This is a genomic window from Pseudomonas sp. Z003-0.4C(8344-21), from assembly GCF_900104975.1.
Lineage (GTDB): Bacteria > Pseudomonadota > Gammaproteobacteria > Pseudomonadales > Pseudomonadaceae > Aquipseudomonas > Aquipseudomonas granadensis.
The window spans coordinates 3,302,484-3,317,808 of the sequence record NZ_LT629756.1; the positions used below are offsets into that span (position 1 = coordinate 3,302,484).

Genomic DNA, 15,325 nt, shown 5'->3' on the forward strand with positions numbered 1-15,325 from the left:
ACACTAAGGAAGGTCGCTGGATGAACAACAACAATACCCCCGCGCAAACGGGTGGCCGCTTTGCCCTGAAAACCCTGACGCTCGCGGTGCTCTGCGCCCTCGGCACCGCCCACGCTGCGCCTTACGTGGAGAACGGCCGCACGGGCGATCCGTCGAGCTGGCGCAGTAGCGAATTCCAGGCCGACTGGGGCCTGGGCGCGATCGGTGCCGACTACGCCTACGCCGCCGGTTACACCGGTAAAGGCGTGAAACTGGGGATCTTCGACCAGCCGGTGTACGCCGCGCACCCGGAGTTCTCCGGCAGCAACAAAGTCGTCACCCTGGTCACCCGCGGGATCCGCGAATACACCGACCCGTACATCCCGGTCAAAGCCGGGGACGCGTTCCTTTATGACGGCGCGCCGACGGTCGGTTCCAACGGCAAACTCGGCGCTCACGGCACCCATGTCGGCGGTATCGCCGCCGGCAGCCGTGACGGTGGCGTCATGCACGGCGTGGCCTTCGGCGCGCAGATCATCAGCGCCGACAACGGCGACCCCGGCCCGGAAGACGGCATCGTGCGCGGCAACGACGGCGCGGTGTACAAGGCCGGTTGGGATGCGCTGATCGCCAGCGGCGCGCGGATCATCAACAACAGCTGGGGCATTGGCATCACCGACCGCTTCGATCTGGGTGGCCGCGATCCGGCCTATCCGCACTTCACCGTCAACGACGCGCAGTTGCAGTTCAACGAGATCCGCACGCTGCTCGGGACCAAACCCGGCGGCGCCTATGACGGCGCCATCGCCGCGGCGCGCAGCGGCATCGTCACCATTTTTGCCGCAGGCAACGACTACAACCTCAACAACCCCGATGCGATCGCGGGCCTCGGCTATTTCGTCCCGGACATCGCGCCGAACTGGATCACCGTCGCCGCCCTGCAAAAGAACCCGGATCTGGCCAGCAGCAACCCGTACATCATGAGTACGTTTTCCTCGCGCTGCGGCTACACCGCGAGCTTCTGCGTGGCCGCGCCGGGCACGAAAATCTACAGCTCGATCATCGAAGGCACCAGCCTCGACAACCTCACCACCAGTTATGCCAACTACAACGGCACCTCGATGGCCGCGCCGCATGTGGCCGGTTCGGTGGCGGTGTTGATGGAGCGCTTTCCGTACATGACGGGCGATCAGGTCGCCACGGTCCTGCGCACCACCGCGACCGACCTTGGCGCACCGGGCATCGACGCCTTGTACGGCTGGGGCATGATCAACCTGCGCAAAGGCATCGATGGCCCATCGATGTTCGTTACCGAGCAAGACATTCCCGCTGAGTTCCGCATCGACGGCGCCTACGGTTCCGGCCAGTTCGTCGCCGATCTGCCGGGCATCGGCGCAATCATCGATAAGGGCAAGCCGACCGAACGCGTGTGCACGGACATTACCTGCGGCCTCGATACCTGGCGTAACGATATCTCCGGTCACGGCGGCCTGACCAAACAGGGCATCGGCACCCTGGTGCTCACCGGCAACAACACCTACAGCGGCCCGACACTGGTCAATCAGGGACGGCTGGCCATCAACGGTTCGCTGCAATCGTCCGTCACCGTGAATGACGGCGGCTTCCTCGGCGGTAATGGCCGCATTGGCGCGCTGGCAGTCAACAGCGGTGGTACGGTCGCGCCGGGCAACTCGATCGGCACGCTGAATGTTGCTGGCGACGTGACCTTCGCGCCGGGCTCGACTTACGCCGTCGAGTTGTCGCCAACCAGCAGCGACCAGATCGTCGCCGGCGGCAAAGCCGTCATCGAAGGCGCCACCGTGAGCATGTCGCTGGAAAACAGCCCGACCCTGCTGTCCACCAGTGAAGTGCAAAGTCTGCTCGGTACGCGCTACAACATCCTGCAAGCGGCCGGCGGCATTGAAGGGCGCTTCGGCCAGGTGTTGCCGGATTACGCCTTCCTTGGCGGCACGTTGGCGTATTCGGCGGACGGCATTCAACTGGCGGTGGGGCGCAACGACGCCTCGTTCGCCAGCGTCGGCCTGACGCCGAATCAGCGCGCGGTCGGTGCAGCGGCTGAGCGTCTGGGCGCCGGCAATGCCTTGTTCGAAACCCTGCTGCTGTCGCCGAACGCTGCATCGGCGCAGCAAGCGTTCCAGCAACTCTCCGGCGAGATTCATCCGGCCATCGGCACGCTGCTGATCAACGACAGCCGCTACCTGCGCGAAGCGGTGGGTGAGCGTCTGCGTGAGCGCGATCTGTTCAACGCGGATGCGCCGACTGACGATCGCAGCAATGCCTGGGTCAAGGTGCTCGGGTCGTGGGGTAAAAGCGATGGCGGCCACGAGAATGCCGATTCCACCAGTTCCATCGGTGGCTTGCTGGCCGGTGTCGACGGCTTGATCGCTGAAGATACGCGCCTGGGTTTCGTCACCGGTTATAGCGACAGCTCGTTGAGCATGGGCAGCGGCACGCATTCATCGGCGTCGGTCGACAGCTACCACTTGGGTGCGTATCTGGGGCATGAGATCGATGCGCTGCGCCTGACCGTCGGCGGCGCCTACAGCTGGCACCGCATTGATGCCAAACGTGATCTGCAATTTGCCGGTGTCAGCGGCCAGCAGAAAACCAAGCGCGATGCGACCACGGCGCAGTTGTTCACCGAAGCTGCTTACGACCTCGGCCTGCAACCGATGAATCTGGAGCCGTTCGCCAATCTGTCCTACGTCCACCTCAACACCGACAGCTTCACCGAAAAGGGTGACGCGGCGGCGCTCAAGGGCGGTGAGGACAACCGCGACGTGGTGCTGTCGACCCTCGGCGTGCGCGCCAAGCGCAGCTTCGCCTTGTCGGATCAGCATCAGCTGGAGCTGGGCGCGAGCCTCGGCTGGCAGCACAACCTGAGCAGTGTCGACGCCGACAGCCACCTGGCGTTCGCCAACGGCAACAGCGCCTTCACCGTGCAGAGCGTGTCGATGGATCGCGACGCCGCGGTGGTCGGCGTGCGCGCAGGCCTGGCACTCAACCGTGACGTGCGGGTCAATCTGGATTACAACGGTCTGGTCGGCTCGAACGAAAAAGACCACGGTGTGGGGCTGACGCTGGATTGGCAGTTCTAACCACAGTTCCTGGTGTATCGGCAGTGCTCAAGGGCACTGCCGTTTTGAAGGATGAGAGGACCGACATGGGATTGTTCGATTACAGAAATACCGATGGCAAAGCGTTGTACAGCGACGCCATCGCACTGACGCTGTATGCCTACACGCCGACCGGCAAACCGTTACCGGCCACCGCCTGGGCGCCCGTCGCAGCGACGGCGCTGGGTTATCAGGGCAAGGTCGGCGCGCAGGGCACGTTTTTCGGTGAGCAGGACGGCTACACCAGCGCCGAGGCCGAAGTGCTCGGCAAGTACGATGCCGCCGGCAAGCTGATCGGTATCGGCATCGCCTTTCGTGGCACCGGCGGGCTCGGTTACAGCGACACCTACGGCGACATGAAAAACAACCTGCTGGCCGCCTTCGGTCCATCGGATTACGCGAGCAACTACGCGAAAAATGCCTTCGATAATCTGCTCAAGGCTGTTGCCGCATTTGCCATCGCCAACGGCATCGCCGCCAAGGACGTGTTGATCAGCGGCCACAGCCTTGGCGGGCTCGGGGTCAACAGCGTGGCGGAGCTGAGCGCCAGCCACTGGGGCGGGTTCTTCAAGGATGCCAACTACATTGCGTTTGCCTCGCCGACCCAGAGCAGCACCGGCAGCAACGTGCTGAACATCGGTTATGAAAATGACCCAGTGTTCCGCGCACTTGACGGCACGACCTTCAGCAGCGGTTCGCTCGGCAAACACGACGGCGCGCACGATTCGACCACCGACAACATTATCAATTTCACCGACAACTACGCATCCACCGCGCAGAACCTGGTGCCGTTCAGCATCGTCAATCCGCTGAACTGGTCGGCCCACAGTTCGCTGGGCTATGCTGATGGCTTGAACCGGGTAATCGACTCGCAGTTCTACGCGCTGACTCATAAGGACTCGACGATCATCGTCTCCAATCTGGAAGAGGCGTCGCGCGGCAAGACCTGGGTTGAAGACCTCGGCCGCAGCGGCGAACCGCATGTGGGCAGCACGTTGATCATCGGCACGCACAGCAGCGACTGGCTCAAGGGCGGCAGCGGTAACGACTTTCTGGAAGGCCTGGGCGGTGACGACCGTTTCCGCGATGACGGCGGTTTCAATATTCTGCTCGGCGGTCAGGGGCACAACACCTTCGAACTGCAAAAGCCGCTGCAGAACTTCAGCTTCGCCAACGATGGCGACGGCACCTTATACGTGCGCGACGCTTACGGCGGCATCAGCCTGACCCGCGACATCGGCGCGCTGGTCAGTAAAGAGGCGGGGTCGTGGTGGGGTAGCAAGGAGATCACCTGGGGCGTCACGGCCAAGGGCCTGAGCAATGGCAGCGAGCTGACTCAGTACAACCACTCCCTCAGCGGCGATGGCTATGGTAATGCGTTGCACGCCAGTGCTGACGGTGACTGGCTGTTCGGCCTCGGTGGTGATGACAGCCTGATCAGCGACAAAGGCCAGGTGACCTTTGTCGGCGGCGCTGGCAACGATGTGATGACCGCGCTGGGCGGCAACAACACCTTCCTGTTCAGCGGCGCGTTCGGGCTCGATGCGATCAATGGATATCAGGGCAGCGACAAACTGGTGTTCATGGGCGTCGAGGGCGCGGGGCAGGGCTACGACTACAAACAGCACGCGTCGCAGTCCGGTGGCGATACCGTGCTGAAGATTGGCGACTATACCGTAACCCTGATCGGGGTCGGAGTGGCTAATCTGTCGGACTCGGCGTTCGTTTTCGCCTAGTAACCCCTGTAGGCCTTCGCCTGCTCGCGATAGCGGTGTGTCAGTCATAAAAAGGTGGCTGACCCTCCGCTATCGCGAGCAGGCGAAGGCCTACAGACATCAAAAGCAGTAGTGACAATGCTCCGGGGCGTCCCCGTGGGGCGCTCTGGCTGTGAGCTATCTCTGAACAATTCCAACAACAAGAGAGGCAATGGCAATGGGTGTGTATGACTACAAGAACCTCGGTACGGCTGATTCCAAGGCGTTGTTCAGCGACGCCATGGCGATCACGCTGTATTCCTACCACAACCTCGACAACGGCTTCGCCAGCGGTTATCAGCACAACGGTTTCGGCCTCGGCCTGCCGGCCACGCTGGTCACCGCGCTGATTGGCGGGACCGATTCGCAAGGGGTGATCCCCGGCATTCCGTGGAATCCCGACTCGGAAAAGCTCGCCCTCGACGCGGTGCAAAAGGCCGGATGGACGCCGATCAGCGCCACGCAACTGGGCTACGACGGCAAGACCGATGCACGCGGGACATTCTTCGGCGAAAAACCCGGCTACACCAGCGCGCAAGTGGAAATCCTCGGCAAATACGATGCTCAGGGCCATCTCACCGAGTTGGGCATTGCCTTTCGTGGCACCAGCGGTCCACGGGAAATCCTCATTGGCGATTCGATCGGTGACGTGATCAATGATCTGCTCGCCGCGTTCGGCCCCGCCGATTATGCGAAAAACTACGTCGGCGAAGCGTTCGGCAATCTGCTCAACGATGTCATGGCGTTCGCCAAGGCCAACGGCCTTACCGGCAAGGACATTCTGGTCAGCGGCCACAGTCTCGGCGGGCTGGCGGTCAACAGCATGGCGGACCTGAGCGGCGGCAAGTGGGGCGGTTTTTTTGCCGACTCCAACTACATCGCCTACGCCTCGCCGACCCAGAGCAGCACCGACAAGGTGCTCAATATCGGCTATGAAAACGACCCGGTGTTCCGCGCGCTCGACGGCTCGACCTTCAGCGGCGCTTCGGTCGGCGTGCACGATGCGCCGCACACCTCGACCACCGACAACATTGTCAGCTTCAACGACCATTACGCCTCCAGCGCCTGGAACGTGCTGCCGTTCTCGATCCTCAACATTCCCACCTGGATCTCGCATTTGCCCACCGGTTATGGCGACGGCATGACGCGGGTGCTGGACTCGAAGTTCTACGACCTGACCAGTCGCGACTCGACGATCATCGTCGCCAACCTGTCGGACCCGGCGCGGGCCAACACTTGGGTGCAGGACCTCAACCGCAACGCCGAAACCCACAAGGGCAGCACGTTCATCATCGGCAGCGACGGCAACGACCTGATCCAGGGCGGCAGCGGCAACGATTATCTGGAAGGCCGCGCCGGCAACGACAGCTTCCGCGACAGCGGTGGCTACAACGTCATCCTCGGCGGGCAGGGCAGCAACAGCCTCGACCTGCAAGGCTCAGTGAAGAACTTCGATTTCGCCAACGACGGCGCCGGCAACCTGTACGTGCGCGATGCCAACGGCGGGATCAGCATCACCCGCGACATCGGCAGCATCGTCTCCAAGGAGCCGGGTTTTCTCTGGGGGCTGTTCAAGGACGACGTGGTGCACAGCGTCACGGCCAGCGGTTTGAAGGTCGGCAGCAACCTAAGCGCTTACGAATCCAGCGTGAAGGGTAACAATGGTGCCGACACGCTCAAGGCCCATGCCGGCGGCGACTGGTTGTTCGGGCTCGACGGCAATGACCATCTGATTGGCGGCAGCGGCAACGATGTGTTGGTCGGTGGTGGCGGCAATGATCTGCTGGAGTCGGGCGGTGGCGCCGATACGTTCCTGTTCAGCGGCGCATTCGGACACGATCGGGTGGCCGGTTACACGGCCAACGACAAACTGGTGTTTCTCGGCGTGCAGGGCGTTTTGCCAGCGGAAGATTTCCGTGCGCATGCCAGCAGCGTCGGCCAGGACACGCTGCTGACGTTCGGCAATGATTCGGTGACGCTGGTCGGGGTGTCGCTCAATAGCTTGAGCGGCGAGGGGATTGTCATCGCCTGAAGGGGTGGCGCTTATTGCGCCGGATTGCCGGTGACCCGGCAATCCGCTATCGCCAGCAGGCGGGCTCTCACATTGAAAATCTGATTCAAAGACCGAGATCGGACAGCCCCGGGTGATCATCCGGGCGCCGGCCCAGCGGCCAGTGGAATTTGCGCTCGCTTTCCTTGATCGGCATGTCGTTGATGCAGGCGTAACGCTGGAACATCACGCCGTTGTCATCAAATTCCCAGTTTTCGTTGCCGTAGGAACGGAACCAGTTGCCCGAATCATCGTGCCACTCGTAGGCATAACGCACTGCGATACGGGTATCCGAGTAGGCCCAGAGTTCCTTGATCAAACGGTAATCCAGCTCTTTCGCCCATTTGCGGGTGAGAAAGGCCTTGGCTTCTTCGCGGTTGTTGGCGAACTCGGCGCGGTTGCGCCATTTCGTGTCGAGGGTATAGGCCAGCGAGACCTTTTCCGGATCGCGACTATTCCAGCCATCCTCGGCCAGACGCACTTTCTCGACGGCCGATTCGCGGTTGAACGGTGGCAATGGCGGACGTACCTGGGCTGCAGTCGACATATCAATCTCCCGAATGAATGAATAATTAAACAACGTGTCCGGCTTATTAAGGCGTTACAGGTCCAATAACTTGCGCGCCATGCATTGCGCATTATCGGCAGCGCTGTGATCACCCATCACCAGCGCTACGGTAATGGCACCGTCAATCAGGATCAGCAATTGCCTGGCCAGCAACAACGGATCTTCGGCGCCATGTTCGGTACACAACTCGCACACGTAGTCGAGCAGCTTCTGTTTGTGTTCTTTGGCGACGAGTCGCACCGGATCTTGCGCATCGCCGGTCTCGCCGCTGGTATTGATGAACGCACAGCCGCGAAAGCCCTCGGAGGCGAACCAGCCGGTGAGCACGCTGAACAGGTTGAGCAGGCGGTCGGCCGGGGTTGGGGCCTGTTCGACAGCGTTTCGGTACCAGTCCATCCAGCGGATGTCACGGCGTCGCAACGCGGCGACCACCAGCGCGTCCTTGTCGGCAAAGTAACGGTAAATGCTTTTTCTGGAGACGCCGGCAGTCTTCACCAGGAGATCCATGCTGGTGGCGGCGATGCCACTTTTATAGATCAGCTTTTCGGTGACATCGAGAATGATGTCGCGGGTTTCATTGTGAGTGATTTCGTTCATGGGGCTGACAGTAGAACGGATGTTCTCCTTGGTCAAGCCTGTATTATCTTCAGCCGTAAAATCGCCATCGCCAGCAGGCTGGCTCCCCTCCCACAGGGGGATGCATTTCAAATGTGGGAGCCAGCCTGCTGGCGATGGCGTCCTTCGGGACCCGACAAGACCCGAGGGATACGATGGTGTAAGCTCTCAACCTCTTCGGATTCGACCCATTGCGAGCCCTATGCCGTTGCTTTTCAAACGTTCCCTGCTGCCCAAACTGCGCAGCTTTCCGCTGACTGCCGAGGCCCTGACCATTCTGTCCGGCGCCGCCGAGTTCCGTCGTTGCCTGCTGGAGAAAATCGCCAGCGCGACGCAGCGCATCTACATCGTTGCGCTGTACCTGCAGCAGGACGAAGCCGGTCAGGAAATTCTCGATGCCCTGCACGCCGCCAAGCTCAAGCGCCCCGAGCTGGAAATCGCCGTGGTGGTCGACTGGTTGCGCGCGCAGCGTGGCTTGATCGGCGCCGGCAAGCAGCCGGGCAATTCGGCGTGGTATCAGGAAATGACCCGCACTCACGAAAGTGAAGTGCCGGTGTACGGCGTGCCGGTGCAGACCCGCGAGCTGTTTGGCGTTTTGCACCTGAAGGGCTTCGTCATCGACGATTGCGTGGTGTACAGCGGGGCGAGCCTGAACAACGTTTATCTGCACAAGTTCGACAAGTACCGCTTCGACCGCTATCACGTCCTGCAAAGCCACGACCTGGCGGATTCGATGCATCACCTGGTCAAGCATGGCCTGATCGAATCGAAAGCGGTGCATCGCCTCGACTTGCCCAATCTGCCGACCACGCGCAGCCTGCGCAACGACATCGGCGATCTGCGCAGCCGTCTGAAATATGCGACGTACGACACGGCCAAAGGCAGCAGCGGCAGGGAAGGGCTGTCGGTCAGCCCGCTACTGGGTGTCGGCAAGAACAACCCGTTGAACCGGGCCATTCTCGAGCTGATTGCCAGCGCGCAGACCCAACTGACCATCTGCACGCCGTACTTCAACCTGCCGCTGGGGGTCATCCGCGAGATCAACCGGGCGTTGGCGCGCGGGGTGAAGATCGACATCGTGGTCGGCGACAAGACCGCCAACGACTTTTACATTCCGCCGAGCGAGCCGTTCAAGGTGATCGCCGCGCTGCCGTATCTCTACGAGATCAGCCTGCGTCGCTTTGCCAAACGCCACCAGCGCAACATCGACAGCGGTCAGTTGAACCTGCACCTGTGGCGCGACGGCGACAATACCTACCACCTCAAAGGCATGTGGGTCGATCAGCGCTACACGTTGCTGACCGGCAACAACCTCAATCCGCGAGCATTCCGCCTCGATCTGGAAAACGCGTTGCTGATCGATGATCCGAAAGGCGAATGGCTGGCACCGCGGGCGCAGGAGCTGGAAGAAATCTTCCGCCACACCACGCGCATCGACAGCTTTCAGACCCTGGAAACGCTGCCGGATTACCCGGCTGGGGTGGCGAAGTTTCTCAAGCGCGTCAGTCGGGTGCGGATTGAGCGGTTGCTTTACCGGATCCTGTAATCGTTCGGATTGTGTGGTGCGGCTACAACCGCTATCGCGAGCAGGCTCACTCCTACATTGGAATGCGTTCCCCTGTAGGAGTGAGCCTGCTCGCGATAGGGCCCCGACAGGCGCTATAAAACCTTAGTTAAGTCCCAATTTGCCGCGCAACGTCGACAAATCCTCAGCCAACGTATTCACCGGCCCGACCAGCGCCTTGCGGTCGTTGTCCTTGACCTTGTCATAGGTTTCAAACCCGCCATCAGTGGTTTTGTACTTGGCGAGGATCTTGTCCACGCTGGCGAAATTCTTGTCGACCTTCGCGGCGAACGCCTTGTCCTGCTGCTCGATCTGCGGGCGGAACAGGTCGACGATTTTCTTCGCGCCGTCGATGTTGCCCTGGAAGTCATACAGGTCGGTGTGGCTGTAGCGGTCTTCTTCGCCGGAAATCTTCGTCGCGGCGACTTCTTCGAGCAGCGCCGCTGCGCCACCGACGACTTTTTCCGGCGGGAAGGTCAGGCCGGCGACGCGGGTCTGCAGGTCCTGGACGTCCTTGTTCAAGCCATCGGCCAGTGCATCGAGGCCTTGGGTCGACTTCTCCGAAAACAGCGAATATTCGAGGCGGTGGAAACCGGTGAAATCCTCAGCCTTGACGCCTTTTTCGTGATCGTCGACGCGTGAATCGATCGACGCGTCGAGGTCGCTGAACAGCTCGGCAATCGGCTCGATCGACTCGTAATACACGCGGGTCGGTGCGTAGAGTTTTTGCGCAGTAGCCAAGTCGCCTTTCTTCACTGCGTCGGTGAATTGCTGGGTGTGGCTGGCGAGCTCATCGAGCTTCTCGGTGACATAGATCTTGTAGTCCGACACCGGCCCCACCAGATCCAGCGGCGCTGTCGCGGCGAATGCCGACAGCGGGGTGTTGAGCAAACCAAGGGTCAGCAGTAACGCGAGTGGCGTCTTTTTCATCGGGGCGGCTCCAGTGTGTTGTCAGGCGGCAGTTTTTGGTTGGGTGGCGTTGAGCAGCGAGCGACCGATGAAGTCCTTGTCGCCGGTGACACCGGGCAGGGTAAAAAAGTAGCCGCCGCCGACCGGTTTGAGGTATTCCTCGAGCGGTTCGCCGTTGAGCCGGGTTTGCACGGTGATGAAGCCTTTTTCCAGATCGGCCTGGTAGCAGATGAACAGCAGGCCCATGTCGAGTTGGCCGTTCTTGTTCACGCCGTTGGAGTAGTTGAATGGCCGGCGCAGGATCAGGTTGGCCTGGCTCGCGGCGGTGCGCGGGTTGGCCAGGCGAATGTGCGCGTCCAGTCTGGTCAGCTTGCCGGCCGGGTCCTTGCCGTAATCGGGGACCTGACTTTCATGCTCCGCGCCCATCGGTGCGCCGGTGGTTTTGACCCGGCCAATGATGCTTTCCTGCTCTTGCAACGGCGTGCGGTCCCAGCGTTCGACGAAGTTGCGGATGATCCGCACCGCCTGATAACTGCCGTGGGCCGCCCAGGCTGGCTCGTCGCTGCCGGGCTGCACCCAGACCAGTCGATCCATGGCCTTGCCGTCGTTGGAATCGGGATTGGCCGAGCCGTCACGAAAACCCAGAAAATTGCGCGCCGATTGCGCCGGCACTCCCGGTTTCGCCGGGGCTTGCGGCGGTACGCTGCCTTCCTGTTTCCAGCGCACCAGCAGCAGGTCCGGAAGGTTTTTGACGATGTCGCGCAGCGCATGAATGTTGGTGTCGGCAGTGTTCGAACAGAACTGCAGGCTCAGGTCGCCGTGGCAGCAATCGGCGTCCAGCGCGTCGTTGGGGAAGCCGACCATGCGTTGCAGGCGTTTCGGCTTGGCGGCGGCCAGACCGAAGCGCTCATCAAACAATGAATCACCGACAGACACGGTAATGGTCAGATTATCCGGGGTGACGTTAGGGCCAAGGATGCCGGAATCGGGCGGCGGTAGTTTCGGATCGATCTGCGCCACCGGGCCACCCTTCATCAAAAACGCGATGCGCTCGTTGAGGGTGCGGAACAGCCGCTCGAGATCGTCGCGATCACTGGCCAGCACGTCGAATGCCACCAGCATGCCCGAGGCTGGGCGCGGCGTGACGATACCGGTCTGGTGGACGCCGTGAAAATCGTGGCGGTCTTCGGTCTTGTCGCTGCTTGGTGCTTCGGTGACTTGCGCCGGCGCGGCGGCCATGGCCGGACAGCTCAGGGCCGAGCCGGCGAGGGCGACACCGGCGGCGCCCATGCCCATGAGCACACGGCGACGTTGCAGGTTGAGCGTTTCGAATTCTTTCATCAGGGTCAGGTCTTCTGCTTACAGGCCGGAAAGGCCAAGGGCGGGGTCGATGCCATCCAGCGCGTCGGCCAGGGCCTGGGCTTTATTGGCGAGCTGCTGGCGTTGTTCGCCGCTGACGCTGTCGTAGCTGGCGTAGCCTTCAGCAACTTTGAGGCTGCTTAACGCGCTATCGAAATCACCCAGCGCGGCGTCGATTTTCGGCAGTAGCTCGGCGGCGGATTTGCTCAGCATTGGCCGCAGCAGATCGACCACCTTGTGCGCGGTCTGCGCATTGGCGGCGAAACCGTTGAGGTCCGTGTGGCTGTAGCGTTCTTCTTCGCCGTTGGCGGCGCGCACGTCGGCGAGCGTGTTGAGGTTGCGCACGACGATGCTCACCAGTTGCTCCGGCGGCAGTGACTGGGCGAGCAGTTGCTGTTTCAACTCAGTGACGTCGCTGAGCAGTTGTTGCGCCACCGGCGCCACGCCGTCGAGTTTGCGTTGCTGGAACAGCGCGTATTCGAGGCGATGGAAACCGACGAAGCCCGGATCCTCTTCGCGTTTTTCGAAGTAATCGGCGCGGGCATTGATGCGGTTATCCAGTTCGGCCAGGCGTTGCGCTGCCGGGGCCAGCCGTTGATAAGCGGCACGCGCCGGCACATACAGCGCCTGCGCCTGACTCAGATCGCCGCTGACGATGGCCTGATTCAACGCGGTCACCGCTTTGATCAGCGCGCTGCTCTGGCTGGCGAGGTACACCCGGAATTCCGACAGCGGCCCGACGAAAGCCACCATCGACGGCTTGGCTTTGGCCGCGGCGTCGGAGGCTGCGGTCGGGGTCACGTGCAAGGTGCCACGCGGGTTGCTCAGCAAGCCGCAGGTGATCGCATAGTCGCCGGGTTGCAGGTTGGCGTTGATCACCTGGCTCAGGCCCGGCGCAATGTTTTCGCGTTCTTCGACCACCAGCACGCCGTCGAGGATTTCCCATTCCACGGCACGATCCGAGCGGTTGACGATGCGAAAACTGGCGCGCCCGGCCGGCACGCTGAGCGCATTCGGCTCGCAGTTACCGGGATGAATGTTGACCACCACTTCATCGCGGTTGTGCTGGCGCTTGGCGGCGGCCAATTGCGACGCGTAGTAGAACAGCCCGCCGGCGGCGATCATCACCACCACCGAGCCGGCCACCGCCCAGCGCAAGGCGCGGGGAGGCGAGGCCTGAGGAGTTTTAGGCTTGGACATGAAGGCCCTTATTGGCTGGAAACGGAAGTCGATGACACCGATGGCGCGGGCGCGGGCAGGAAGAACAGCACCAGCGCCACCAGCAGGTAGATCACATAGGCACCGAGGGTGCTGACGGTCGGCGCGTCCTGATAACCGAACATGCCGGCCAGCACCGAGCCCAGCGGGCCATCCATCGGCAGGGTTGCGCTGAAGTCGAACAGCACGGTCTGCAGGTGATTCCACAGCCCGGCTTCATGCAGCGCCTGCACCGAGTTGGCGAGAATCCCCGCGGCCACCACCAGAATGAACAGCCCGGTCCACTTGAAGAACGCCGAGAGATTGAGGCGCATGCTGCCGCTGTAGATCAGCAAACCGACGATGACCGCCAGCACCAACCCGAGCAATGCGCCGATCGGCGCGCCAGGGCCTTCGCTCTGCTGGAACACCGCGAGCAGGAAAAACACCGTCTCCAGGCCTTCGCGGGCGACAGCAAAAAACACCATGGCGATCAACGCGATCACCTGATGCTTCGATGCGGTCAGCGCCTGATCCAGCGAGGCCTGCAGCGAATGCTTGATCGAGCGGGCGACCTTGCGCATCCAGAACACCATTGAACTGAGGATGCCCACGGCGACCAGTCCGACGATGCCTTCGAACAGCTCCTGCTGCTTCTGCGGGAATTCAGCGCTGACCAGTTCCAGGCCGCCGCCGACCAGCAAGGCGAGGGCGGCCGCGAGGAAAACCCCGATCCACACGGCAGGCATCCACTGCCCGCGGCCGGTTTGCTGGAGATAACTGGCGATGATGCCAACGATCAGCGCGGCTTCAATGCCTTCGCGCAGCATGATCAGAAAGGGAACGAGCATTCGGCACAACCACCGGTGATTTAGATAGGTAGCTAAGTTGTAACATAATGACACTCATTCCCAAATGGCACTGATTGACATTTAGCTGAACCTAACCTGAACAAAACCGATCTTCGCCTCACCAACATCCCTTGTAGGAGCGAGCCTGCTCGCGAAGACGGCGGTACATTCAACATCGCATTCGCCTGACAACGCCTTCGCAAGCAGGCTCGCTCACACAGGGGTAAGATGCCGGGCATTGAAATAACAACAAGGCTCGCCGCGTTCCATGTCGGAAAAAGACACCATCGCCATTCAACTGGTGCGCGAAGCACTGTTGCAAAGTTGTGCGCCCGGCGCGGCCACTCAGGAGGTGTTGCACAAGGTCGGCATCGATCCGGCATTGCTGCAGGCCGAGCACGCTCGGGTGCCCGCATCGCAATACGCGAAACTCTGGCGCCTGTTGGCCCGCCGCACCGACGACGAGTTTTTCGGCATGGACCCACGCAAGCTCAAGTCTGGCAGCCTGGCGTTCCTGTGCCGCGCGGCGATGGCGCAACCGACATTGGTGGCGGGGCTCGAGACGGGGCTGGGTTTCCTCTCGCTGATGCTCGAGCGGTTGTCGGCGCAACTGGTGCGCCAGCAAAGCCTGGCGGAAATCGTTCTGCTCGAAGACGACTACGAACCGCGCCGCGCTTTCACTTATTTCACCTACTGGATGATCGTTCACGGCGTCGCCTGCTGGCTGGCGGGGCGGCGCATTCCGATTCTGGCGATCGAACTGCGCTGCGCCGCGCCGGATTTCACTGACGACTATCAAGTGATGTTTTCGCAAAACCTGCGTTTCGGACGCCCGCGCACGCGGATGATTTTCGCCGCTGACTGCCTCGACCTGCCGATCAAGCGCAGCCCGGAAGAATTGCAGCGCTTTCTCGCCCACGCACCGGCGAACATTCTGGTGAAGTACCGCGACCCGCAAAGCCTCGCCAGCCGGATCAAGCACGATTTGCGTCAGTTGCCCGCCGAACAATGGCCGGAAACCGAAGCGCTGGCCCAGCAATTGTGCATGTCCGCCTCGACGTTGCGCCGGCGCCTGGCGTTAGAAGGGCAGACCTGGCAGGGCCTCAAGGACAGCGTGCGCAAGGAGCTGGCGATCACCTGGCTGGCAGAGCCTTCGATCAGCTTCGCCGAAATCGCCGCGCGGCTGGGGTTTGCCGATGTCAGCTCGTTCTACAAGGCGTTTCGCAAGTGGTCAGGGTCAAACCCCGGCCACTATCGCACGTTGATCCTCAACGACGCGGTCTGAGCCGACGCCGCATGACTGATCGTTCCCACGCTCCGCGTGGGAATGCCTCAAGGGACG

11 protein-coding genes are annotated in these 15,325 nt (G+C 61.7%); 5 read left to right on the forward strand and 6 right to left on the reverse strand.

The window, feature by feature from the left end; genetic code table 11:
* Nucleotides 1–20 precede the first annotated feature (20 nt).
* The 3 genes from BLU24_RS15070 to BLU24_RS15080 all read left to right on the forward strand — a co-directional run bounded on the left by BLU24_RS15070 (nt 21) and on the right by BLU24_RS15080 (nt 6,902).
* A complete protein-coding gene (locus BLU24_RS15070) occupies nt 21–3,098 on the forward strand; it encodes an autotransporter serine protease (protein ID WP_093101597.1) in 3,078 nt (1,025 codons plus the stop codon).
* 65 nt (nt 3,099–3,163) lie between these two features.
* Nucleotides 3,164–4,852, forward strand: a complete 1,689-nt coding sequence (locus tag BLU24_RS15075) for a polyurethane esterase (RefSeq protein ID WP_093101600.1) — start codon at nt 3,164–3,166, stop codon at nt 4,850–4,852.
* Between the two features lie 196 nt (nt 4,853–5,048).
* On the forward strand, nt 5,049–6,902 hold the full coding sequence (locus BLU24_RS15080) for a polyurethane esterase (RefSeq protein ID WP_093106714.1): 1,854 nt from the start codon (nt 5,049–5,051) through the stop codon (nt 6,900–6,902).
* A gap of 85 nt (nt 6,903–6,987) precedes the next feature.
* On the opposite strand, the gene BLU24_RS15085 is transcribed toward BLU24_RS15080, so the two are convergent.
* A complete protein-coding gene (locus BLU24_RS15085) occupies nt 6,988–7,467 on the reverse strand; it encodes a nuclear transport factor 2 family protein (RefSeq protein ID WP_093101603.1) in 480 nt (159 codons plus the stop codon).
* Between the two features lie 54 nt (nt 7,468–7,521).
* Nucleotides 7,522–8,085 (reverse strand): TetR/AcrR family transcriptional regulator, encoded by a 564-nt coding sequence (locus BLU24_RS15090; protein WP_093101606.1) that lies wholly within the window; start codon nt 8,083–8,085, stop codon nt 7,522–7,524.
* 220 nt (nt 8,086–8,305) lie between these two features.
* Between BLU24_RS15090 and pssA the strand changes: the two genes are divergently transcribed.
* A complete protein-coding gene (gene pssA, locus BLU24_RS15095; RefSeq protein WP_093101609.1) occupies nt 8,306–9,649 on the forward strand; it encodes a CDP-diacylglycerol--serine O-phosphatidyltransferase in 1,344 nt (447 codons plus the stop codon).
* A gap of 123 nt (nt 9,650–9,772) precedes the next feature.
* Here the strand turns inward: pssA and efeO (BLU24_RS15100) are convergent, their stop codons facing one another.
* From efeO (BLU24_RS15100) to efeU, 4 genes are read right to left on the reverse strand one after another with little or no spacing between them, the layout of a single operon-like run.
* Nucleotides 9,773–10,597, reverse strand: coding sequence for an iron uptake system protein EfeO (gene efeO / locus BLU24_RS15100; protein ID WP_093101612.1), 825 nt, complete (start codon nt 10,595–10,597; stop codon nt 9,773–9,775).
* A 21-nt stretch (nt 10,598–10,618) separates the two neighbouring features.
* Nucleotides 10,619–11,917: an iron uptake transporter deferrochelatase/peroxidase subunit gene (gene efeB, locus BLU24_RS15105; protein ID WP_093101615.1), complete on the reverse strand. Its 1,299-nt coding sequence runs from the start codon at nt 11,915–11,917 to the stop codon at nt 10,619–10,621.
* Between the two features lie 18 nt (nt 11,918–11,935).
* Entirely contained in the window at nt 11,936–13,135 is a 1,200-nt protein-coding gene (gene efeO / locus BLU24_RS15110; protein WP_093101618.1) for an iron uptake system protein EfeO, read from the reverse strand.
* 8 nt (nt 13,136–13,143) lie between these two features.
* Entirely contained in the window at nt 13,144–13,983 is an 840-nt protein-coding gene (gene efeU, locus BLU24_RS15115) for an iron uptake transporter permease EfeU (protein ID WP_093101621.1), read from the reverse strand.
* Nucleotides 13,984–14,251: 268 nt separating this feature from the next.
* On the opposite strand from efeU, the gene BLU24_RS15120 reads away from it, so the two are divergent.
* Nucleotides 14,252–15,268 (forward strand): AraC family transcriptional regulator, encoded by a 1,017-nt coding sequence (locus tag BLU24_RS15120; protein WP_093101624.1) that lies wholly within the window; start codon nt 14,252–14,254, stop codon nt 15,266–15,268.
* Nucleotides 15,269–15,325 lie beyond the last annotated feature (57 nt).

What these genes read in the sequence shown, in the direction of transcription:
- pssA (WP_093101609.1), top strand. Translation starts at nt 8,306, where the DNA reads ATGCCGTTGCTTTTCAAACGTTCCCTGCTGCCCAAACTGCGCAGCTTT.
- efeB (WP_093101615.1), bottom strand. Translation starts at nt 11,917, where the DNA reads ATGAAAGAATTCGAAACGCTCAACCTGCAACGTCGCCGTGTGCTCATG.
- BLU24_RS15080 (WP_093106714.1), top strand. Translation starts at nt 5,049, where the DNA reads ATGGGTGTGTATGACTACAAGAACCTCGGTACGGCTGATTCCAAGGCG.
- BLU24_RS15120 (WP_093101624.1), top strand. Translation starts at nt 14,252, where the DNA reads ATGTCGGAAAAAGACACCATCGCCATTCAACTGGTGCGCGAAGCACTG.
- BLU24_RS15085 (WP_093101603.1), bottom strand. Translation starts at nt 7,467, where the DNA reads ATGTCGACTGCAGCCCAGGTACGTCCGCCATTGCCACCGTTCAACCGC.
- BLU24_RS15070 (WP_093101597.1), top strand. Translation starts at nt 21, where the DNA reads ATGAACAACAACAATACCCCCGCGCAAACGGGTGGCCGCTTTGCCCTG.
- efeU (WP_093101621.1), bottom strand. Translation starts at nt 13,983, where the DNA reads ATGCTCGTTCCCTTTCTGATCATGCTGCGCGAAGGCATTGAAGCCGCG.
- BLU24_RS15090 (WP_093101606.1), bottom strand. Translation starts at nt 8,085, where the DNA reads ATGAACGAAATCACTCACAATGAAACCCGCGACATCATTCTCGATGTC.
- BLU24_RS15075 (WP_093101600.1), top strand. Translation starts at nt 3,164, where the DNA reads ATGGGATTGTTCGATTACAGAAATACCGATGGCAAAGCGTTGTACAGC.
- efeO (WP_093101618.1), bottom strand. Translation starts at nt 13,135, where the DNA reads ATGTCCAAGCCTAAAACTCCTCAGGCCTCGCCTCCCCGCGCCTTGCGC.
- efeO (WP_093101612.1), bottom strand. Translation starts at nt 10,597, where the DNA reads ATGAAAAAGACGCCACTCGCGTTACTGCTGACCCTTGGTTTGCTCAAC.